The organism is Saccharothrix algeriensis (assembly GCF_016907655.1).
Taxonomy (GTDB): domain Bacteria; phylum Actinomycetota; class Actinomycetes; order Mycobacteriales; family Pseudonocardiaceae; genus Actinosynnema; species Actinosynnema algeriense.
The window spans coordinates 6,054,268-6,076,478 of record NZ_JAFBCL010000001.1; the positions used below are offsets into that span (position 1 = coordinate 6,054,268).

General features: G+C 75.3%; 14 protein-coding genes. 6 read left to right on the plus strand and 8 right to left on the minus strand.

Going from position 1 to position 22,211, the window contains the following annotated elements:
• The first annotated feature begins 41 nt into the window (after positions 1-41).
• Together JOE68_RS27485 and JOE68_RS27490 are read left to right on the plus strand one after the other, a co-directional pair.
• Entirely contained in the window at positions 42-797 is a 756-nt protein-coding gene (locus tag JOE68_RS27485) for an FHA domain-containing protein (RefSeq protein WP_204845281.1), read from the plus strand.
• A gap of 340 nt (positions 798-1,137) precedes the next feature.
• On the plus strand, positions 1,138-1,878 hold the full coding sequence (locus JOE68_RS27490; protein WP_204845282.1) for a glycine-rich domain-containing protein: 741 nt from the start codon (positions 1,138-1,140) through the stop codon (positions 1,876-1,878).
• 403 nt (positions 1,879-2,281) lie between these two features.
• Here JOE68_RS27490 and JOE68_RS27495 read toward each other — a convergent pair whose 3' ends face one another.
• From JOE68_RS27495 to JOE68_RS27510, 4 genes are read right to left on the minus strand one after another with little or no spacing between them, the layout of a single operon-like run.
• Positions 2,282-3,292 carry a C40 family peptidase gene (locus JOE68_RS27495; RefSeq protein WP_307819932.1) on the minus strand — a complete coding sequence of 337 codons (1,011 nt, stop codon included), beginning with the start codon at positions 3,290-3,292 and terminating at the stop codon, positions 2,282-2,284.
• A 23-nt stretch (positions 3,293-3,315) separates the two neighbouring features.
• Complete coding sequence (locus tag JOE68_RS27500) at positions 3,316-3,801, minus strand: poly-gamma-glutamate biosynthesis protein PgsC/CapC (protein ID WP_204845284.1); 486 nt, start codon at positions 3,799-3,801, stop codon at positions 3,316-3,318.
• A complete protein-coding gene (gene pgsB, locus JOE68_RS27505; protein WP_204845285.1) occupies positions 3,798-5,570 on the minus strand; it encodes a poly-gamma-glutamate synthase PgsB in 1,773 nt (590 codons plus the stop codon). Before pgsB ends, JOE68_RS27500 begins: the two co-directional genes overlap by 4 nt.
• Positions 5,567-7,768 carry a HAMP domain-containing protein gene (locus JOE68_RS27510; protein ID WP_204845286.1) on the minus strand — a complete coding sequence of 734 codons (2,202 nt, stop codon included), beginning with the start codon at positions 7,766-7,768 and terminating at the stop codon, positions 5,567-5,569. The genes pgsB and JOE68_RS27510 overlap by 4 nt, the downstream gene beginning before the upstream one ends.
• 237 nt (positions 7,769-8,005) lie before the next feature.
• Here JOE68_RS27510 and JOE68_RS27515 point away from each other — a divergent pair, with 237 nt between their 5' ends.
• The 3 genes from JOE68_RS27515 to JOE68_RS27525 all read left to right on the plus strand — a co-directional run bounded on the left by JOE68_RS27515 (position 8,006) and on the right by JOE68_RS27525 (position 13,079).
• Complete coding sequence (locus tag JOE68_RS27515) at positions 8,006-8,857, plus strand: hypothetical protein (RefSeq protein WP_204845287.1); 852 nt, start codon at positions 8,006-8,008, stop codon at positions 8,855-8,857.
• Between the two features lie 19 nt (positions 8,858-8,876).
• Positions 8,877-11,345: a CapA family protein gene (locus JOE68_RS27520; protein ID WP_204845288.1), complete on the plus strand. Its 2,469-nt coding sequence runs from the start codon at positions 8,877-8,879 to the stop codon at positions 11,343-11,345.
• A 264-nt stretch (positions 11,346-11,609) separates the two neighbouring features.
• Positions 11,610-13,079: a hypothetical protein gene (locus tag JOE68_RS27525; RefSeq protein ID WP_204845289.1), complete on the plus strand. Its 1,470-nt coding sequence runs from the start codon at positions 11,610-11,612 to the stop codon at positions 13,077-13,079.
• Here JOE68_RS27525 and pelF read toward each other — a convergent pair.
• From pelF to JOE68_RS27545, 4 genes are all read right to left on the minus strand, one after another.
• Positions 13,031-14,719, minus strand: a complete 1,689-nt coding sequence (pelF, locus tag JOE68_RS27530) for a GT4 family glycosyltransferase PelF (protein WP_204845290.1) — start codon at positions 14,717-14,719, stop codon at positions 13,031-13,033. The genes JOE68_RS27525 and pelF overlap by 49 nt on opposite strands.
• Positions 14,716-16,809, minus strand: coding sequence for an Agd3-related carbohydrate-binding protein (locus JOE68_RS27535; protein WP_204845291.1), 2,094 nt, complete (start codon positions 16,807-16,809; stop codon positions 14,716-14,718). The genes pelF and JOE68_RS27535 overlap by 4 nt, the downstream gene beginning before the upstream one ends.
• Before the next feature lie 911 nt (positions 16,810-17,720).
• Positions 17,721-18,551 (minus strand): aminoglycoside adenylyltransferase domain-containing protein, encoded by an 831-nt coding sequence (locus tag JOE68_RS27540; protein WP_204845292.1) that lies wholly within the window; start codon positions 18,549-18,551, stop codon positions 17,721-17,723.
• Between the two features lie 176 nt (positions 18,552-18,727).
• Positions 18,728-20,137 carry a M20/M25/M40 family metallo-hydrolase gene (locus JOE68_RS27545; RefSeq protein WP_307819933.1) on the minus strand — a complete coding sequence of 470 codons (1,410 nt, stop codon included), beginning with the start codon at positions 20,135-20,137 and terminating at the stop codon, positions 18,728-18,730.
• Between the two features lie 510 nt (positions 20,138-20,647).
• Between JOE68_RS27545 and JOE68_RS27550 the strand changes: the two genes are divergently transcribed.
• Positions 20,648-21,670 carry an LLM class flavin-dependent oxidoreductase gene (locus JOE68_RS27550; RefSeq protein ID WP_204845293.1) on the plus strand — a complete coding sequence of 341 codons (1,023 nt, stop codon included), beginning with the start codon at positions 20,648-20,650 and terminating at the stop codon, positions 21,668-21,670.
• Positions 21,671-22,211: the final 541 nt, after the last annotated feature.

Below are 22,211 nucleotides of genomic sequence, written 5' to 3' on the forward strand. Positions count from 1 at the left end.
GTCCCCGGCGCGATCGCGGACACTGCGGGAGAGGAGGACGGATGGACCACGAAACCCTTGCCCGCGGCGTTTTCCCCACCGCCCCGGGCGCGGTGGTCGCGCTCACGCTCACCGGGCGCGTCACCGCGGAGCCCGCCGAAGGCCGCGCGATCCGCTTCGGCCGCAACCGACCCGAGGTCGACGTCTGCGTGGGCGAGACCGACCTGCGGGTCAGCCGCCGGCACGGCGTGCTGACCCGTCGCGGCGGCTACTGGTGGGTGGGCAACACCGGGCGCCTGCCGATCCGCCTGCCGGGCACGCGGTGGTTGTTCAGGGACGAGGACCCGGTCCCGCTGCCGGTCGGCTACACGCCGCTGTTCATCCGCGGCTCGCGCGACCGGGAGCACCTGCTGGAGCTGTACGTGGCGGGCGAGGACGGCGGGCAGCCCGCCGCCCGGCACGGCGCGCCGACCCAGCCGCCCCGGCGGTGGCGGCTGACCGAGGACGAGCGCCTGCTGCTGGTCGTGCTGGGGCAGCGCTACCTGCTGCACGAGGCCGGCCCGCAGCCGGTGTCGCGCCAGCAGGCCGCGGAGGTGCTGGCCGAGCTGCAACCGGAGGCGAACTGGAGCGTCAAGCGGGTCGAGCACATGGTCCACGACGTCCGCGCGCGGTTGTCCGCGCAGGGGGTGCACGGGTTGCGCCGGGACGAGGTCGGCGAGCCGGTGGGCAACGCGCTCAACGAGAACCTGCTGCGCGAACTCGTGCTGTCCACGACCCTGGTGCCGCCCGACCTGGCGCTGCTGGACCAGTTGCCCTGACCGGTCGGTCCATTCGTCCGACTCGCCGGTTCCCAGCGGCCCGGCCGTGCCGAGTCGGCTGGTGGAGCAGTTCGACGCGTGAATGTGAATTTCACCTTGTTGAACCTGTTGCGCTGAGCGGCCTGCGGGTACGAAGGACGGATCGCCTCGACGAGCCTCCGCGTGAGGGGAGTCCTACCGTGACGGCTTCCGCGCAGCGCACCCGCCACTGCCCGTGGTGCTGGACGGCGCCGCTCGCCGCGGTGGAGGACTTCCCGCCCCGGAACCGGTTCTCGTTCCGGACGGCCGTCGTGCACGACGTGAAAACCGAACTCCGCCATCACCGGTCCGAGGAGGACTCATGTCATCCGTCGACTCATCAGGTCGTTCCCGCCCCCGAAGAGGGCTCGTCCGCGCGGCGTTGACGGCGCTCGTGCTGCCCCTGGCCACGGTGACGCCGGCCCACGCGGCCTCGGTCATGGTCTACACCAACCCCGGCAACCCCACCTTCACCGTGCCGGCGGGGGTCACCGCCGTCACCGTGCACGTCGTCGGGGCCGGTGGCGGGGGCGGCGGCAGCGGGTGGGGTTTCTTCCCGGTTCCCGGGCCCGGCGGTGGCGGCGGTGGGGGTGGCGCGAACGCGACCTGCACGCTGAGCGTCTCCCCGGGCGCCGTCCTGAAGGTCTCGGTCGGCGCCGGTGGCGCCGGCGGCGGCCCGCGGGAGGGTGTCTACCAGGCCAAGGCCGGTGCGACGGGTGGGAGTTCCAGCATCGCCATCGGTTCGACCGTGCGGGCCAGCAGCGGTGGCGGGGACGGCGGGCGCGGCTCGCTCGGTGACAACACCGGCGGCGCCGGGGGCAACGGCAGCAGTTCGGTGGGCTGCTCGGGGACCGTGGCCACCACCACTCCCGGCGCGAACGGCGCCCTCGGCGGCAACGGCGTCCTCAGCAGCGGCGGGGGAGCGGGCGGCGCGCCCGGCGCGACCGTGCCGGCCGAGTGCGCCGCCGGCACCGGGCGGGGCGCGAACGGCGCCAACGGCGGTGTGTTCAACGGGTTCACCGGTGACGCCGGCAGGAACGGCTGCGTCGTCATCCGGTACTGACCTGCTCCCGTCCGGTCCGGGCCGAGCCGCCGACGCAGGCGGCTCGGCCTCCCCGCCTGCCGGCGCCCGGCCAAGCCCGCGGGGAAGGCCGGCGGCAGGGCCGCTCGCGTTCACCAGGGCTCGACACACCTGCCCCGGGCGCGCCGCCGGCAGGCGACCGGCTTCGCCCTCGGGTTCCTACCAGGAGCCACCGCTGCCCAGGTGCCGGCACTGATCGCGGTGTGGTTGCTTCGCGGTTCCTGGGCGGGTGCCACGGCGAAGCGCGACGCTTTCGCCTGCACCGGAACCGCTCCGCGTCAGGGGTGAGTCCACTGTGGTCGGTCGGGTCCGGACGGGCCGTCCTGTCAGGGCGGTGGGCCGGAGCGTCAGGGCAGTGGGCCGGAGCGGCTGACCACCCGGGGCCTCACAGCCGCCGGGCCGAGCGCCACGCCGTCGAGTAGAACCCGCCGTCGTCCAGCAGGGACGTGCCGCCCACGTCGCCCAGGGTCGGGCCGTTGATGCGCTCGCGGCTGGAGATGAAGCGGTGGTGGCCGGCGTCGTCCAGGCCGAGGTAGATGCCGACGTGGTCGAGGGTGTCGGGGTCGTCCTCCACCTCGAAGAAGACCAGGTCGCCCGGCTGGAGGCGGCCGTAGTCGACGGCGCGCCGGCGCTCGTTGGGCACCAGCTGGACGCCCGGGCCGAACTCCGAGATCGCGTAGGCGCGCCGGGGCAGGCCCGGGCCGGCGGTGTTGGTGCCGAGCAGGGGCATGCCGAGGCGGTAGCCGAAGACGAGGCGGACGTAGCCCGAGCAGTCGACGGCGCCGTAGCGGCCGGGCTCGGGCTCGGGGCGGGGGCCGTCGGGGAACTGCCAGGGCACGCCGAGGTAGTCGTAGAAGTCCGACTGCTCCTGGCGCCCCGCGCCCGACGCCTTCACCGGCCCGAACGAGGCGTCGCCCCGGAAGCGCACGCCGGCGGCGTCGGCCTCGTCGGGCGCGTCGATCAGGTACTCGGTGGCGATGGCGAGCACGTCGGGGCTGGTGTCCTGGCGGGCCCGGGGGAACCACTCGGCGAACCACGCCTCCCCCTCGGCCCCGGCCCGCCACGGCTGCGGCAGCAGCCGGACCCACGAGGAGGTGTTGACGGTGGCCCTGGTCGCCTGCGGCTCGCTGAACGACCGGCGCGGCCCGGTGAGCACCGCGGTGCGCGCGGTGTCGGTGAGCACCGCCACCACGTCGCCCGCCTGGCGGACGACGGTGCGGGCCGGGTCGGTCAGCCGCTCGTAGACGTACTGCTCGGCCCGCGCCTCGACCTGCGAGGAGGCGGGGGCGGGGCTGCTGTCGGCCGGCGCTTCCGGCCACAGCGCGACAGCCGCCACGAGCGCCGCGACGATCACCGCCGCCGTGGCCGACATCCCCAGCACAGCTCTTCCCGCCACCGCACCCCACCGCCCCGAACGTCTCACACCGTGGGCACCAGACCGATGAGCACCCCACTGGCCAGCACCCCGTAGCCGGCGGCACTGACGGTACCCGTCGCCAGCGCGGTGACCAGGGGCGGCTGCCGCACGAGCTGGTAGGCGATCAGGCCCGGCACGACGAAACCCAGCGTCTGGTGCGCGAACAGCAGCGGGAAGTCGCTCTGGATGAGCAGGAACAGGGTGGTCTGCAGCAGCACGCCGGTGAGCACCACGGCCGCGAACAACCGCTTGCCGTAGAGGATCACCACGCGCTGCAGCAGCTTGACGGCGCCGAAGGTGACACCGCTCATGACGAAGACCAGCAGGGCCCGCCGGTAGTCCTCCACGAGGGTCAGGGCCAGCCAGCCCGGGGTGATCATGCCGCCGGGGGAGAGGTTGGTGGTCAGGTAGCAGGCCAGGGAGAACACCAGGCCGATGGCGAGGCCGAGGGTGGCGACCTCGGGCAGGAGGAGGGATCCGTTGGTCACTGCTGCTCCGGGCGTCGGGGTGCGGGGCGGTCGTCCGGTCGTCGCGGTCCACCGCGGTCGGGTGGCTCGGGCCGCCGGGGCTCGAACAGGTCACCCCGCACGGCAGGGGGGTGGTCGGGCTGCGGGCGCGGCGGCCGGGGCGCGGTGCGCGGGTCCGGGCGGTTCGCGTCCGCGCGGCTCGGGTCCGGGCGGTTCGGGTCCGGGTACCTCGGGTCCGCGCGGTGCGGGTCCGGGCGCCTTGGGTCCGGTCGCTGAGGTTCCGGGCGGCTCGGGTCGAGGTAGCGGGTCTCGGCCGCCGCGCCGCCGGCGTCCGGGGGCAGGCGGCGCGGCCGGTCGGCCGGCTGCGGGCGTCCCGGCTGCTGCCGCACGCGCGCCGGGTCCGGGGCGGGTCGGGGCGGGCGCCGCCCGTGCTCCACCGGCGCCGCGCGCGGCGGCCGGGGGCGGGCCGGGTCGGCGCCGGGCCGGGCGGCGGGGGGACGCGGCGGGGCCGGGCCGGTCGCCGCGGCCCGCGCCGCCCGGTTGTCGGGGCGGTCGTCGCCGGCGGGTCGCGCCGGTCGGGCGTCGGGGCGCTCGTCGCCGGCGGCCTGTTCCGCCGGGGGTTCGGGCAGGTGCTCGATGGCTTCGAGCAGGACCTCGCCCTGGCCGTGGATGTTGCCGATCGCCACCAGCGACGCGGTGGAGTCGACCTCCGCCAGGATCGCGTCCAGCAGCTCCTGCGGTCCCCGGGCGCCGCCGAGGTCGGTCACCCGGTCGCGCCACTGCTCGTCGACGGTCGACAACGCGCTGCGCGTCGGGTCGCCGATGAGCACCACGCGGTCCGGGTCGATGCGCGCGACGAGCGCGCCCATCTGCTTGTTGCGCTCCACGCGGTCCGGGCGGCAGTTGACGACCACGTGCAGCGGACGGGCGATGGCGCCCTGCTCCAGCAGGCGCTCGATGTTCATGAGCGTGGACTCGGGGTCGTTGGCGGCGAAGACGTTGGCGAGCTTGATCCGCTTGTCGCCGGCGGCCCGGGTCTGCACCGACAGCACGCCGGGGTCCGGCGGCGCGGTCCACATGCCGTGCAGGGCGGAGCGGCGGTTCACGCCCAGCAGCTCGGCGACCTTGAGCGCGATGGCGACGTTCTCCTTGAACGTCACCCACGTGAAGCCCGCCATGTCCTCGTCGGCGACCTCCTCGGGGTCGACGGCGATCAGCTCGCAGTCCCGCTTGGCCGCCTCCTGCTCCAGGATGTGCAGCCGGTCCTTCTCCGCCGTCACGCACACCCCGCCCACGGGCATGGACCGGCTCAGCGAGCGGGCCACGTCGTCCAGCGTCGGGCCCATCTCCGCGAGGTGGTCCTCGCGGACGTTGCACAGGACCCCGATGGTCGAGCGGATCAGCTTGCTCTGGTTGATCTCCTGCAGGTCGGGCATGACGGCCATGCACTCGATGACCAGCACGTCGGACCGGTAGGCCGCGGCGCGGCGCACGATGCCGATCTGCTCGACGACGTTGGCGATGCCCCACTTGCGGTAGACGGGTTCCTCGCTGCCGTCGGGGTGGATGAACCGCGCCGCGGTGCCGGTCGTCTTGGCCGTGGTGACCAGGCCGCCGCCGCGCAGGGCGCCGGCGCACAGCCGGGTGATCGAGCTCTTGCCGCGGATGCCGTTGACCAGGACCCGGTGCTCGATGGTGGCGAGCTGGGCGAGGTGGCGCCGCTGCTCGACGACGCCGGCGGCGAGGGTGCCCAGCGTCAGGACGACGAACACGGTGTAGAGGTAGGTCACCGGGCGCCCTTCCCGGCTCGGGCGGGCGCGGTGCGCGCCGGCGGGCGGCGGGTCGCGGGTCGGGGCGGCTCGTGCGGCGCGGGCGCCTCGACCGGCTTCATCAGCCTGGTGGGGTCGGTGGCCGCGCCCTGCGGCCGGCGGACCTCGCCGAGCCGGTCGGGGCCCTGCGTCACGGCTTGGCGGCAGATCTCCAGGCACGAGGCGATCGTGCCGACCTCGTCGTGCCGCTGCGGGTAGATGACCGACTTCAGGTCGCCGCGGACCAGCTGGTCGGCGGCGCGGGCGACCCGGCGCAGCGGGCCGAGCGCGGAGAAGGTCAACCAGCCGTAGCCGAACAGCGCGATCAGCGCGGCGATGAGCGCGACCAGCTGCGCGTGGCGGCGGGTCTGGTTGACCGGCAGGGCCAGTTCCGCGCCGGGCTTCTCCGACACGACGGTCCAGCCGAGCCGGCCCACCTCGCCGCCGAGCACGGCGGCGGCGGTGAGGATGGCCGGGCCGTCCTCGCCGGGCCGCGCCTCGCCGACGGCGACGCCGAGCCGGGCGCGGGCCGCGCTGTCGCGCAGCGCCTGGCCGGAGACCTCCTCGAAGGCGATGAACCCGTCGGTGGCGCTGATGGTGCGGAAGTCGGCGTCGACCAGGCGCGCGTCGCCGGGCACCTGGCGCAGCAGCCCGCCCAGGTGCTCCAGGTCGTACTCGCCGATCAGGGTCGAGCCGTCCTTCAGCGGCACCTCGGCGAAGATGACCGGCACCCGGCCGGTCTGGTTCTGCTGGCGCAGCCCCGCGCTCCTGGCCGGGGGCTCGCCGATGCGCAGCGGGGGCCGGCCGAGGACCCCGTCGGGCCGGCCGGAGGGGTCGACCGGGTACAGGCTGCGGTAGCGGGTCTGGTTGGCCATCACCTGCTCCAGCGCGGGGCGCAGGGACTCCCGCGACCCGTCGCCGGCGGCGGCGACCGCGGCCAGGTCGGCCAGGCCGTCGTTCATGCTGCGCCGCAGGGCGTCGGTCGCCTTGGCGGTCTGCGCGCGCACGCTGGCCACGACCCCCTCGGGGATGTCCACCTCGTCCGCGCGGTAGGCGAAGAGCATCCCGGCCGACCAGCCGAACACCGACGCCGCGAGGACCCCGGCGGTGGCGCGCGCGGTCGGTCGGCGGCCGGTGACCGGCCGGCCCTCGCCCGCCCCGCCGGTCAGGCGGTCCCGGCACAGCTCGGCCGCGGCGACGACGCGCGCGACCTCGGCGGTCCGGGCCGGGCGGATCCCGGCGTCGAGGTCGCCGGAGGCGAGCGAGAGCAGGTCGGACCGCGCGGCGAGCACCGGGGCGGTGACCACGCGGCGCACGACCGCGAAACCGGCGACGGCCAGCAGCGCCAGCACGGCGGCGGGGACGATGCCCGAGGCGCCGGACGAGCCGCTGGACAGCGGGCCGTCGGCGGTGGCCACCACCGCGAGGTCGAGGCCCTCGGGGCTGCCCGCCGGCGACACCCGCGCGTAGGCGAAGGTGGGCTGGACGCGGTCGGCCCGAGTGCCGAGCAGGGCTCCCGGTTCCCCGGCGGCGGCCGCCTCGGCGGCGTCGGCGACCAGGCGGTCGACGGCCTGGCCGCGGTCCTGCGCCAGCGGCCCGACCGCGCCGACGACCCGGCCGGACAGCGTGGTCAGCAGGAAGGACTGCCGCAGGGACGGGTCGGCGTCGGGCTCGGGCAGCCGCACGGCCGCGGTCGCCACGAGCAGGCGCCCGTCCGGCAGCGCCGCGGCGGCGATGAGCACCGGCTCGCCGTTGGCCGCGACCGCGGAGGTCACGGCGGCGCCGTCGACCCGCGCCGGGACGGCCTGCACCGGCACCTGCTCGCCGCGGGCGGCCAGCAGGGCGCGGTCGGCCCCCGCGAGCACCGCGGCGCCGCGCCACCTGCGGTTGCGCACCAGCGCGTCCAGCACCTGTCCGGGGTCGCCGCTCGCGCCGGCGGTGGCGGTCCGCAGGTCGCCCACGCCCTGGGTGGCGCTCGCGCCGATCGACCGGGCCGCGCCGGCGGCGATCTCCTGCTGCGAGTCGAGGAACGCCGCCGGCACCTCGTCGCCGTCACCGCCGCTGAGCAGCACGCCGGTGGTGGCGGCCAGGGCCAGCAGGAGCACCAGCAGGACCGCGGGCAGGGACTTGACCGTCGCCGGGAACCCGCCCTCGGGAAGTTGATCTTGCAAGCGTCTCAACCGGCTGTCACGATCCGTAGCCGTTTTCTCGCGCACGTGGCAGTCTCCGACCATCACCTGATGAGGAAGGTCGCGCCCCCCGAATGCGCTACCTACGTTGATGCAACCCGTAGATTGTGCACCAGAAGGTCATCGAATGAGACACCAGTAGGGGCGACCAGTGGGTCAAACGAGTGAAGCTGGCTACCTTAAGTGACAAATTCCCGGTCGCACCGCCATTGTCGGTTTGTTGTCGCCGTGATCAGCATCTCGCTCGTCGGATGTCACGCCGGGAGCCCCGCGGACGATGTGCCGCCGCCCGCGGAACTCGGCGAGCGGATGCGCGCCCACGCCGCCGCGCTGCGCGAGGACGCCCCCTACCGCCCGCCCGACGCCGAGCAGCGGCGGGCTTTCCCCGCGGCGCTGGCGGGGCTGGGCGCCACGCCGTCGCGAGCGGACGACCGGTTGCGGGAACTGGGGTTCACCGTGTCCCGCGCGGTGGACGGGCGCACCGGTCGCCCCTACGCCCTGGCCGCCACCGAGCCCGGCGCCGAGCGCGCGTGGGGCCTGTACGTCGTCGACCTCTCGCAGCCCTCCCGCGTCGCGGTGCAGGTGCCGCACCCGGCCAACGACCTGCGCACCGCCGACATCGGGTTGGCGCTGTTCCGCAGGCTGCCGGGCGCGGTGCTGGCCGTGGCGGGCACGCACCGCCGGGCCGCCGCGGGCGCGGGCGACATGGCGCACCGCACCGACTCGATGTTCCACGCCCTGGCCGAAGCGCACTCGCGCGAACGCCTGCCCCAGGTGCAGGTGCACGGGTTCGACGACGACAGCCTGCCGTCGGCCGACCTGGTGCTCTCACCCGGCGCGGGCGACGGCGGCCCGCTGCTGGACCGCGTCGCCGACGACCTGGACGGGTCGATGCGCGTCTGCCGCGCCTGGGCGCGCGACTGCGGGGACCTGGAGGGCAGGCGCAACCGGCAGGGCGGGGTGGCGGCCGAGCACGGCGCGTTCTTCGCCCACGTCGAGATCAACCGCACCACGCGCGAGTCCCCCGAGCGGTGGGACGAGGTCGTCCGCGCCCTGGGCGAGGCGTTGACCGGAACATGACCGTTGTGAAAGGACTCCAGTGCGCATCATCGGCACTCTGAGACGTCGGTGGCCGTGGGTCGCCATCCCGCTGGTCGTCGCCCTGACGGCCGGGGCGGTGGTGTACGCCGTCAGCGACGCCGACTGCGACGGCTGCCTGCGACCGGCGGGCGGCGGCGACATCGCGGTGTCGTTCAAGGTGGTCGACGACTCCGGCGACCCGCTGGAGAACGCGGCGGTCACCGTGCACTCGCCGCTGGCCGACCCGGTCCGGCTGACCACCGACGACGACGGCGTGGCCGAGGCGCCCGGCCTGCCCGGCCCGGCGATGGCCGTGGTCACCGCCGACGGCCACCTGGCCGAACCCGTGCCCGTGGGCTGGTCCGACTCCGGCAAGCGGGTCGACGTGCGGCTGTTCTCCCGCGCCGGCGGCAGGTTCGCGGTGCACTCCGCGGGTGACGCGATGTTCGGCAGGCGCTACGCCGACCCCGCGCAGGAGGAGTCCAGCGGGCGCTCGGAACCCCTGATCCCCGACGGCGACGCGGCGGCCGGCGCGGAGAGGGTGGTCTCCGCCATCGCGCCGGCGTTCGCCGCCGCCGACTTCCGCACCGTCAACGTCGAGACCGTGCTGAGCGACAAGCCCGACGACGCCGCCTACCCCGGCAAGCGCTACATCCTCCGGTCGGCGCAGCCCACCGTGGCCGGCCTGAAGGCCCTGTCCGCGGACCTCGCCGTGCTGGCCAACAACCACTCCCGCGACCTGCTCGACGCCGGTGTGGCCGACACCCGGGCGGCCCTGTCCGGCGCGGGCATCGCGATGGTCGGCGCGGGCGCGAACGCCACCGAGGCGGCGGCGCCGCACCGGCGCGACGTCGGCGGCACCGGTGTGGGCGTGCTGGCCTACACCAGCGTGGAGGGCTCGTTCGTGAACGAGAGCTTCCCCGGGGCGGACGTGCGGCAGCCCGCCGACGTGGCCGAGGCCGACCGCTGGCAGTACGAGGCCCGGACGTGGGGCTACCCGGAGGGCGGCGTGCCGGTCGCGCCGCGCCGCATCCGCGAGGCGTGGGAGCGGTTCGACGCCGCCGAGTCCCGGCTGCCCGCCGACCGGGTGGCCGCGATGTGGGCGTCGATGGCCGAGGTGTACCCGGAGGTGCAGGACTGGGTCGCGCGGCGCGGGCACGGCGGCGCGGCCCTGTGGGAGGACAAGGGCTCCACCGCGCAGATCCGCGCGGCGGCGGAGGCTTCCCCGCTGGTGATGGTCCAGCTGCACGCCGGTTTCCAGTTCCAGGACGCCGCGTCGGACAACATCCGCGAGGTCGCGCGCAAGGCGATCGACGCCGGCGCGGACGTCGTGGTGGCGCACCACCCGCACGTCCTGCAGGGCCTGGAGTGGTACAAGGGCAAGCTGATCGCCTACAGCCTGGGCAACTTCGTGTTCGAGCAGAACTTCCTCGCCACGTTCGCGAGCGCGTTCCTGCGCACCGTCTGGGAGGGCGACCAGCTCGTCGAGGCCAGGCTGTACCCGCTGGAACTGGTGGACTACAAGCCCGTGCCGGTCACCGACTCGGCGGCCGAGCGCGTGCTGGCGCGCGTGTGGGAGCGCAGCCTGCTGCCGCTGGAGTCCTACCGCACCGACTCCGGGGACGTGCGGACCAGGCCGCGCGAGGCGGGGACCCCCGCGCAGGTCGTGCTGGAGCGGCACACCGGCCGCCTGGTCACCGACGCCACCGCCGCCGAGAGCCGGGAGCAGGACATCGCGCCGGGCGCGGTCGTGGACCTGCCAGTGCCCGCCTCCGCCCTGGTGAAGCCGACCGGCGGCGACGGCGTCGACATCGGGCGCGACCTGTACGGCTGGGGCCACTTCGAGGACGAGACGGCCGACGCGGCGATCAGCGACGCCGTGCACTGGAGCGTGAACAGCAAGCGCGAGGGCGCCCGGCCCGGCGACGCCGCCCGGGGGCTGCGCAGCCTGCGGATGGAGGTGCGGGACGGCGACTCGGTGCAGACCAGGCCGATCGCGCGCATCCCGCTGCCCCGGCACCGGGCCTACGAGGAGAAGCGCGGCAAGGCCGTGCCGACCGACCCGCAGCCGTCCTACTCGCTGGTCGCGAAGGTCCGCCGCTCCGCCACCGCCACGCCCGAGGTCCGCTTCGACGTCTACCACTTCGACGACAGCAACCCGGCCGAGGACCCGACCTCGGACGTCGTGGCCACCTTCACCAGGAAGGTCGACGTCCCCGCGGACGGCCAGTGGCACCAGGTCGTCATCGACCTGGCGCTGTCCGATCTGGACAGTGGACCGTCGAAGGGCAACATGGTGATGCCGTACTTGAAGATGACCGACTCGGCCAACCGGACCGGGTGGCTCGACGTGGACGAGCTGCGCTTCGTCGAGTGGCGCGAGGCGAAGGGCTCGACCGCCTTCCACGGCGCCTACTCCATGGCCCGCAACCGGAGCGGCGCGGCGGCGGCGCTGCCCTACGACGTGCTGCTGCCGAAGGCGCCCTGAGGACCGGGGGCGGGTCGGGCGGGCTGCGCCGTTCCGGCGCGTCGCGGGGGCCGTCAGTCCCCTCGCGCGGCGCCGGGGGCGGTGGGTTCGCCCGGCTCGCGGTCGGTGTGGTCTACGCGGTCGGCGGGGTCGTCGTCCAGCACGTCCAAGCCGAGGGCGCGCGGCTGGGCGGCGAACTCGGCCGGCGGGACCTGCCGGGCAGGTGGCGGCGTGGCGGGCGGTGGTCGCCGGCGCGCACGGCGAACCCCTCGCCGGTCTGCGGTAGTGGCGGGTTTCGCCGACACTCGTGCGGAGCGTCGAGAGCATGAGCAAGCACAGAACGGCGCCGCACAACAGGAACACGGGCACGTGGGGGTGGGGCGTCCACACGTCGGCGACGACGAGCTCGGCCAGGGCGACGTCGGCGCCCAGCACTGCGGCCAGCACGACCAGCAGCCGCGGCAGGCGGCCGGTCCGGATCAGGACGAACCCGAGGAAGAACGCGCCGCCCAGCACGATGTGCGCGTCGACCAGCAGCACACCGCGCGGGGTCAGCAGACCCGCCGCGTGCAGGCAGGCCAGCAGGACCAGCGCGAGCGCGCCGAGGACCACCAGGCAGTTGACCAGCTCGCGCAGCAGCACCCGCCACGCGGCGTCGCGGAACCAGGCGGTGGGCCGCCGCTCCCGCAGCAGTTCGGCGGCCTGCTCGAAGAACCGGTTGGCCCGCCACTCCGCGACGCCCATGCCGAGCGCCAGCGGCGCCGCCGCCACCGCCAGGTCGAGCCCGCCGCCGATGAACCGGACGTCGGTGTAGAGCAGGAAGGCCGCGCACAGCGCCGTGTGCCCGACGACGGGCAGCGACCCCAGCACCAGCGCCCGCGCGGCCGGCGGTCGGGCGCCGGGTGCGTCCTCGCCGCGCAGGGTGGCCAGCAGCGCCAGGCCGAACGTCGCCGTCGCGGAGGAGAGGCCGAACAGCAGCACCGGGACCAGCAGGGCGTCGGCCAGGCCCGACACCAGGTACCCCGCCCCGCCGAGCACGACCGGCAGGGCGGCGAGGAAGACCAGCGCCTCCCGGCGGTGGAAGACCAGGATGCCCGAGGCGACCTGGTGGCCCGTCAGCGCCACCACGAACAGCACCGCCCCCGGACCGCCGCCGGGGGAGCGCAGCACGAGCGCGGCCACCGCCGCCAGCGCCACGCCCCCGACCGCCAGCGCGCGCAGCAGCCGGCCCGCCACCGCGCCGGCGCCCGAGCGGAGCACCTGGTGCGCCACCCAGATGGTGCCCGCCCCCCAGAGCCAGCCCACGGTCGTGGCGACCACCAGGGCGCGGACCACCACCGGGCCGCCCAGCGCGGTGAACACCGCCGGGTAGACCGCCGCGGGCAGCAGGTACAGCGGGCCGTGCACCACGTCGCGCCACGAGCGGTGGCCTGCCCCGCGACGGCAAGCCCTGTGGTGGCAAGCCCTGTGCCGGCAAGCCCCGGGGTGGATCACGTCGGGGCGACCCCCGCCGGAGCGGTCGGGGTCGCCCGCGCGCGGCAGCCGGTCGTGCACCCGCCGGGCCAGCTCGAACACGTCGGCCGCCCGGTACACCTCGACCGCGACCCGGTCGGTGACGCCCAGGCTCTCCAGCACCGCCGCCACCTGCAGCTCGTCCACCGGGTCGGGCAGCACCCGGCCGACCCGCCCGGTCAGGTCGGCGACGGTCACCCCGGCCGCCCGGCGAAGGCCAGTTCGGCGTACCTGGCGCGGTAGCCGTCGTTCCACCTCTGGAGGGTGAACTCCTCCAGCACGCGCTGCCGGGCCAGCCGGCCCAGGCGCCTGCGCAGCTCGCCGTCGGTGAGCAGCCCCAGGCACGCGTCCGCGAACGCCGCGTGGTCCCGCGGCGGCACCACGATCCCGGCGTCGCCGACGGCCTCGGGCACCCCGCCGACCTCGGTGCACACCGGCGGCCGGCCGGTCGACATCCCCTCCATGAGGCTGAACGGGAAACCCTCCGACACGCTGGTCAGCGCGACCAGGTGGCCCTGGCCGAAGGCGTCGGCCTGGTTGGGGACCACGCCCTCGAAGACCGCCGACCCGGCCAGGCCGAGCCGGTCGACCAGCTCCAGGCAGCTGGTGTGGTAGCGCTGGTTGACCGGCGGCACGGGGCCGAACATCCGCAGCCGGGCCTCGGGCAGCTCGCCGCGGATGATCCGGAACGCCCGGATCAGGGTGTGCAGGTCCTTGAGCGGGTCGACCCGGCCGACGAAGACGACCGTCGGCTCGTCCGGCTCCGCGCCGGCCGCCGGGAAGACCGCGGGGTCGATGCCGTTGTACATCGTCCTCACGCGCCCCTCGTCGGCGCCGTTGCGCAGCTGCCAGCGCCGGTTGTAGGCCGAGTGGGGCGCCAGGGCGTCGCAACAGCGGTACGCGGCGCCGGCCAGCGCGCGGTGGAAGCCCAGCAGCAGCCGCCCGACCGCGTGCGACCGGCGGTCCCCGAGCGCGGAGAGGTACTGCTCGCGCAGGTACACGCCGTGCTCGGACATCATCAGCGGCGTGCCGTGCGCCCACTTGGCCGCCATCCCCACGAGCGCGCTGGGCCCGTTCATCGCCAGGTGGCACACGTCGACCCGGATCGGCGGGTGCGACAGCGGGCGCAGCAGGTGCTCCAGCAGGTCGGTGGCGGTGATCGCGTCGCGCAGCGACAGCGGGTGCCCGGCCTCCGCCGCCACGGCCCTGAGCCGGTCCACGGAGTCGTTGGCCACCAGCGCCGCGCACACGGCCGAGCGCTGGGCCAGCTCGAACAACCGGCGCAGCGCCGCGAGCACGGCGTCCGCGCCGCCCTCGGTGAAGGGGATGAAGGACCGCAGGAACGCCTCGTGGGCGGCGGCGAACCCCCGCGGCCGGCCACGGGGTTGGCGCGGGGGACGGCCCCACAGCGGGAGGTTCACCACCTCCGCGTTCGCCGGGACCGGCCAGGTGGGGCGCTCCGAGCCGTCGACGGTCAGCGCGACGACGGTGAAGGCGTGCCCCGCCGCGCCGCGCACGAGCTGGTCGATCCACAGGCTCACACCGCCGGCGCTGTACGGGTACGAGCCCTCGGAGACCAGCGCGACCCGCAACGGGCGGGTCGCGCCGGCAGGTCGTCGGGGGCCGGTGGGGGACCCGCCCCCGTGATCGCGCCGCAGGCCGAGCCGGGCCACCACGCCCGACCCCCGGGTCCCGGGCTCGTCGGGAGCGGACGGGTCGGCTCCGGCGCCCGGTCGGTCACCGGAGCCGGGTGCCCGGTCCCGCAACGCTTCCCGGCGCGCGCCGCGGGAGGTGTCGCTCGGCCGCGGGTCGGTCGCGGTGCTCGTGGTCGCGGCGAGGGCGACGGTCGTCAGCGGGGTCCGCGGCCCGACGCCCGGGTTCATGCGCGGGGGGTCGCGGTGGCCACGAGCGCGACGCCGGCCGCGATCGGCACCGAGGTGACCTTGTCCGTGCCGTAGGCGTCGACCACGCCTGCCTGGGCGGTCACGCCGGTGAAGAACAGCCGGCCGGTGGTGGCGGGTGTGTGGGTGACGGCGTTGGAGTGCTTGTCCCACACCGCGTCCCGGCCCGACCCCAACTCGGCGAAGTGCGCGGTGCGCTCGTCGGCGTACCGGGCCAGGGAGGGCCAGTCGGGGGTGCGCAGCGGCACCCGGTGGGTGGCGGAGTACTTCTCCACGACCGCTCGCAGCCAGTCGAACGTCAGGCTGCGCAACCGCGAGTACTGCCGCAGGTTGCCCTGGTGCAGGGTGTGCGCGTACGCCGAGCCGGTCGTGACGTGCCGGAGCGCGACGTCGGACTCGCGGTCGACGACCTCGGCGTAGGTGAGGTCGCGCTCGTGGGGGAGGAGCCCGCCGCTGCGCCTGTGGAGGCTGTTGTAGAAGTAGGTCTGCTCGGCCGGGGTGGTGACGTGGTAGCCGATGTCGGTCGGCCAGTCCGGCACCACCATGACGCTCGGTTCGAGCGGGTGGCGGATGCCGCAGTTGAAGCAGCCCGGCCGGTGGCTCGCGAAGGACATGTTGCCGTGCAGGTACCGCACGCCGAGGTCGCGGGAGGCGTCCAGGAGCGCCTTGTTGGACGCGGCCAGCCCGAAGTCCGTCGGCGGGTCGGTGGGCGGCGCGCCGGGGTCCGGGTGGTACACGCCCAGCCCGGAGTAGGCCGGGGTCTTGAGCACCTCGGTCGGCACGGTCAGCCCGGCCTGCCGGGCGATCGTCAGGTTGTCCGCGATCTCGGCCCTGGTCTCCGCGTAGGCGGTGGAGTTCAGCTCCGGGTGGCGCACCGTGTGGTTGAGCCACCGGAACTCACCGGCCAGGCAGCGGGAGTAGCTGGTCAGGGCGTCGCCGGTGGGCGGCGCCGCGCACCGCGCGGGCGCGGCGGGGTCGAGGCCGCCGCCGTTGTAGGGCAGGTTCAGGGCGAAGTCCCCGGCCACCGGGTGGTCGGCGCGCAGGTCGCGCTGCTGGGCGGCGACGCCCGCGGCGTCCGGCCCGCTCAGCCGGAAGCCGGGGTCGGTCTCGACGTGGCCGTCCGCGTGCAGGTGGTGACCGGTGTTGAACCAGTCGTCCACGTCCACGTTCAGCCAGTGCCTGGACTCGCCGACGAGCACGCCGCGGGTGGCCCAGCGCAGCAGCCCGTAGCCGAGCAGGTCGCTCTGCGCCAGGTGCTCGCCGGAGGAGAAGGTCAGGGCGGCCCGCTCGCGACCGTCCGCGGAGGCGCCGACGACCCCCATGACGTGCTCGCCCAGGGTCAGCAGGGGCCGCGCCGCGCAGCCCGGGGCGAGCGCGGACCGATAGGCGTAGGAGTGGGCCACCGGGACGCGCGCGGCCGGCTTGAGGCGGTCGAAGAACTCCGCGCCGGCCCCGGTGAGCGCCAGGTGGACCGGGGAGGTGATGCCGCCCTCGGTTCCCGGGCGCAGGCAGTAGTCCTCCGGGAACGTGCCCCAGGACGTGTAGAGCGAGACCTGGCGGACTCCGCGGGTGCGCTCGTAGGCCCACAACGCCTGCCACTCCGCGTCGTCGAGCGCGCTGACGTGGCCGCCGGCGCCGTCGGGGTGCAGCAGGGCGTTGTGGGTCAACAGGATCGCGTTGTAGCGCCCGACGCCGTCGGGGCGGACCAGCCGGTCCGCGGTCAGCGGCTCGGTCCTGGCCGACAGGACGTCGTAGGGCGTGCCGACCCGGTCGAGCACGGCTTTCCACGTGGACAGGCCGAAGTCGGCGGAGTCGACGGCGACCACCAGGGGGCGCAGCGCGACCCGGCCGTCCGCCGCGGCTCCGGCCGGCGGCGCGGCCGGGGCGAGCGCGCCGTCGGCGACGGCCAGCCTCGGCGGGGCCGGGGTCGCGTGGCGGCCGGGGATCCCGGGTTCCCGCGCCCGTCCGCCGACCACCGCGTCGACCGGCGCGGTGGGGGGAGCCGGGGCGGTGATGACGAGCAGGGCCAGGAAAGCGGTGAGCAACCTCGCGCGCGCACGGGGAATCGCCATGGCTCTATCCCGATCGGGAAGGCCGGCGCCCTCGCCGGCAGGGTCTTCTCGGTGGCCCCGGGAACGGACCCGCGCGGCGGCGTCGTCCCGGGAGGGCGCCCGGTCGCCGGGCGGTTCGCCGGCGTTGTCGGGTGGAGCGGTGACGGGGAGGAGTACCGCACGGTCACCGCCTTCCTGTCGGGCTCGGCACAGCATAGGTTCGCCGGGGGAAGTCGGCGGCGGAACACCGCGGCGGGCGGCGACGCCGGATGACCCGCTGTGCCGGGTCCACAGTGGAATCACCTCCGTGTGGTGACCCGACCGGGCCGCGGCGCCCTCGGCCGACACGTCAGGTCCGCGTACTTCCCGGGGTCGGCGCGGTGCGGTGCGGTGCTCGGGCGGGCCCGCGCGAAGATCCCGCGCGGAGCGTGCTCCCCCCACGCGTGCCGCTCGGCGCCCGGGTCGGCGCGGGTGGCCGGTCGTGAGCGGGCTTCGGCTCCCGCGGTCCTCCGATCGTGGTCATCCCAGGTTCACCTGCCCGAACGACCCCGTCCTCGGCGGACCTGCCGGGACGACGCCGGCGGGGCCGCGCGACGTGATGGCGACCGGTCCGAAGGCGGGGCCCGATCCGCGATCCCACCGCACCGGCGTCCTCCTGGACCTACCGGCGAGGCCGTGGCGGGTGGCCCGGTCGGACCGGGCACCTCCCGCCGGCGCACCGGTGAGGTGGAGAACTCCTCGTACTCGGCGTAGCTGTCCACTACGTGCCGCAGGTGTCGGCCCGGCACCCCGGACGCGACCCGCCAGCGGGTCGTCGGCGACCCACCGCGCTGGAGCGTGATCCGGCGCATGGGGCCATCATCCGTCCGACCCGCGCGACCTCGCGCCCCGGGTGACGGCTGACCGGCTCGGCAGGTGGCGCTGGTCGGGGTTCATGGTCGTTTCTCGGCGTCGGCGACGACTTCCAGGGTGAACTCGCCCGCCATGCGGATGAGTCCACCGGGCGTCGGGGAGTCGGGCGCCGGTCGGCCGTCGCGTTGGGCGAGGGCCGCGCGGAGGAGGGGGCGCCAGCGGTCCCCGAAGGTGTCGAGCGCGTACTGGGCCGCGGCTTCCTTCGAGATCACTTCGCCCGTGGTGATCGTGTGGTGCAGGCGTGGTGGGCCCAGGACGCGGGAGAGCGCCAGCCGGTGGGCCGGCACCAGGGGTTTGCGCCGTGCTCTGCCGGTCAGGAGCGCTTGGGCCCAGCCGCGCCAGTGGCCGCGCAGCTGGTCGAGGTTCCAGTCGCGCAGCCGGGCCGGCTCCGGGTCGAGCCCGAGCTGGTCGGGTCGCGGTCCGCGCAGGGGGATGCCGTTGTCGCGCAGCACTTTCCACATCACCGGGTTGACGTCGAAGCCGCGGCCGGGGGCGAAGGTCCAGCCGCTGTGCGAGGCCAGGGGGCGGATCCTGGTCACCGGTCGGTCGAGGTCCGCGGCGGGGACGAAGGCTCCGTTCACGGTTCCGGGCAGGGTCGGGTCGGCCGTGGCGACGGCGCGCCCGGCAGCCGGCAGGTTGCCGACGACGTGCAGGACGCGCAGCAGGCGCAGCAGCCGGTCGTCCGGACCGCCGTCCACCACGGCGATGAAGTCGATGTCGCTGCGCTTCGGCCGCCAGGCGCCCAGGGCCGCCGAGCCGACGAGGTGGAAACCGGTGATCCTCCCCGGCAGCAACCGGTCGGCGACCGCGAGGTAGCGCGCAGCGGTGCGGGCGAGGTCGTGGTGGAGCACCCGCCGAGTCTCGCACCGCGCGCCGACCCGGGTGCGGCGGGGTTCGTGCCGCGTGGCACTCGCGCCCCTCCCGGGCGAGGACCCGCGGCCTGGAATCCCCTTCCCGGGCACCGGGTTCGCCGCGGTCGGAGCGCGCGAGGCCCACCGGCGTCGGACCACCGCGGCCGGGAACCCGATCAGGTGGCGGTCGGGTCGCCGACGTCCCGCGGGAGGGCGGCCAGTCGCAGCCACAGGTGGGCCAGGGTGGCGGCCCCCGCGAGCAGCACGTCGACCGACACCCGCTCGTCGCTGTCGTGCCACCGGTCCTCGGGCAGGCCGGTGCCGAAGAACACGACCGGCGCGCCCAGGCTCCGCCCCAGCAGCTCGGCCGGTCCGCCGCCCGCGTTGCCCATGCGACCGGGGGACGTGCCGAACCCGTCCCGCACGGCGCCTTCGAGCGCGGCGAGCGCGGGGAGGTCGTCCGGGGTGCGGTACGGCTCCTGGCCGATCTCCTCGGCGATGGTCAACTCGTAGTGGACGCGGTCGCCGATGTTCTCCGCGACCCAGCGCCGCAACTGCTCGGCCACGGCGGCGACCTCCTGGTCCGGCACCGTGCGGATGCCCAGGTCGGCGCTGGCGACGGCGGGGATGGCCGACCTCGACGCGCCGACCGGGTCGCCGGCGACCACGGTGAGCACCTCGGCCGCGGGCCGCGCCCACAGCCGTTCCAGCACCGTGTAGCCCCGCTCGCCGCCCACGCTGCGGGTCTCCGACCGGTGCAGCCAGTCCTCCTCGCTGAACGGCAGGGCGGCCAGGTCGGCCCTGAACCGCTCGGACGGCTCGACCACGTCGTCGTAGAAGCCCGGCAGGGTGATGCGCCCCTCGTCGTCGTGCAGCCGCCCCAGCAGCCTGCACAGCTCCTCGACCGGGTTGGGCGCCGGGCCGGACACCGCGCCGCTGTGCACGTCGCGCAGCGGGCCGTGGACCTCCAGGTGCGCCATGAGCTGACCACGCATGCTGGTGCAGACCGCGGGGTGGTCGGCGCGCCACAGCAGGTTGTCGGAGAAGACGACCAGGTCGGCGCCGAGCCGGTCGCGGTTGTCCTCGATCAGCCCGGCGAAGTGCGGTGACCCGGCCTCCTCCTCGCCCTCGACCAGCACCTTGAGGTTCACCGCGGGAGCGGTGCGCCCGGTGGCGGCCAGGTGCGCCCGGACCGCCCACACGTGGGCGAGCACCTGCCCCTTGGCGTCGGAGGCGCCGCGCCCGTAGAGGCGGCCGTCGCGCAGGGTCGGTTCGAACGGCGGGGTCTCCTCCCACTGCTCGTCCTTGGCGGCGCGCACGTCGTGGTGGCTGTAGACCAGGACCGTCGGCGCGTCGGGCGCCGCGCACCACTCCGCGTAGACCGCGGGCGGGCCCTCGGTGCCCCACACCTCCACGGTGGGGAACCCCGTGTCCCGCAACGCCCCGGCGAGCCAGTTGGCCGACCGGAGCAGGTCGATCTCGTGCTCGGGCACCCCGGCGACCGAGCGCAGGCGCACCCAGCCGACGAGCTCGTCGACGATCCGGTCCCGGTGGTCGGCCAGGTAGTCGTGCACCGGGCCGCTCACCTCGTGCCCTCCACGCCCGATCGCACCGCGTCGCCTGCCGACCGCACACCCGTCATCGGTTCCTCCTCGCCACTGAACCACCGGCTACCCGGATGCCGGATTCCCATGTGCGGCGCGTGCGCCGGATTGCGCTTTCGCAGCACTTACAACGCGATCGGACGCGGCCGTTCGTTACCCTGCCCTCGGCCTGAGCGTTGTTCCAGGCGTGGTATCGGTCGTGGCGCCTTCCGCTTTCCAGGACGGCAGGGGGATGTGGGCGTTGGCGGTCTGACCTTCGCCGTGGCCGGTTGCACCCCCAGCACGAAGTCGAGGTCTTCGCGCCCCCTTCCCCGAACCGCCTGTCCACACCACGGCATCGGCACGGGCGGGCCTTCCGGATCCGTCAGCGACCTCACGCGCCCTCTTCCCGTGCGCGACCGACCGCTGCGCGGACTCGTCCTGCGGCAGGAGCGCTGCCGCGGCGCCGAGGTAGTTGAGGAATCAACCAGCGCGGCGGGGCGTTCCACGAGCGTGAAGAAAATCGGATTCCTGTCCTTCGGGCACTGGTCGGACAGCCCGCACTCGCGGACGAGGACGGCGGCGGACACGCTGCTGCAGTCCATCGACCTCGCGGTGGCGGCGGAGGAGCTCGGCCTGGACGGCGCGCACTTCCGGGTGCACCACTTCGCCCGCCAGCTGGCCTCGCCGTTCCCGCTGCTGGCCGCGGTCGGCGCCCGGACCGAGCGCATCGAGATCGGCACCGGCGTGATCGACATGCGCTACGAGAACCCCCTGTACATGGCCGAGGACGCCGGCGCCGCGGACCTGATCGCCGGCGGCAGGCTCCAGCTCGGCCTCTCCCGGGGGTCGCCGGAGCAGGTCGTCGACGGGTGGCGCTACTTCGGCTACCGGCCCGACGAGGGCGACACGGACGCCGACATGGCCCGCAAGCACACCGAGGTGCTGCTCACCGTGCTCAAGGGCGAGGGCTTCGCCCAGCCCAACCCGCGCCCGATGTTCCCCAACCCGCCGGGGCTGCTGCGCGTCGAGCCGCACTCGCCGGGCCTGCGCGACCGGATCTGGTGGGGCGCGGGCTCCAACGCCACCGCGGTCTGGGCGGCCGAGCAGGGCATGCACCTGATGAGCTCGACGCTGAAGAACGACGAGGGCGGGGCGCCGTTCCACGTGCAGCAGGCCGAGCAGATCCGGGCGTTCCGCAAGGCTTGGGCGCAGGCCGGGTGGCAGCACGAGCCGCGCGTCTCGGTCTCGCGCAGCGTCTTCGCCCTGACCACGGACCTCGACCGCGCCTACTTCGGCGCCGACGGCCACAGCACCGACAAGGTCGGCTACATCGACGCCGACACCAGGGCGGTCTTCGGCCGCACCTACGCCGCCGAACCGGACGTGCTGGTCGACCAGCTGGCCGGGGACGAGGCCATCGCCGAGGCCGACACGCTGCTGCTGACCGTGCCCAACCAGCTCGGCGTCGACTACAACACCCACCTGCTCGACAACGTCCTCACCCACGTCGCCCCCGCCCTCGGCTGGCGCTGAGCCCCCGCCGCGGTGCGGCCCGGTGCCCCGACGGGTGTCCCGGTCGCCCTGCCGGACCGGTCCGCCGCCGGGGCCTCCCGCCCGCGGCCGGCGAGGTGGCGCCCCAGGCCGGCGGTCGGGACACCGGCGCGCGGTGGCGGCGCGTGCCGCCACCGCGCACCGCTCGTGGGGTGGGCGAGGGCACCCCCGATAGGGTTATCGACAGGCGCCGCGACGTACCGGGCAAGACGTGACGCACCATCACCGCGCCGTGTGCTGATTCCCCCGGAAGTGGTTGTCGGATTCGGCGAACGGGAAAAGGCGACCACGGTGCGCACGCGAGTCGGCATCCCGGTCGTGAGCCGATTTGACGGAAAGCGATTCACCTCCACCTCCTCCCCGCCGTGACGGCCGCGCCGCCGGCCGCGCCGCCGAGCGCTGGGCGCGGGACGACCCGGGATCGGCCCTCGGCCTGGTGAACCCGGCCGGCGCCGGCGAACGCGCCCTGATCCGGTCGGCGTCGCGATGCCGCGCGCCCGGCCCTCCCGGCGGGCTCCGCCGC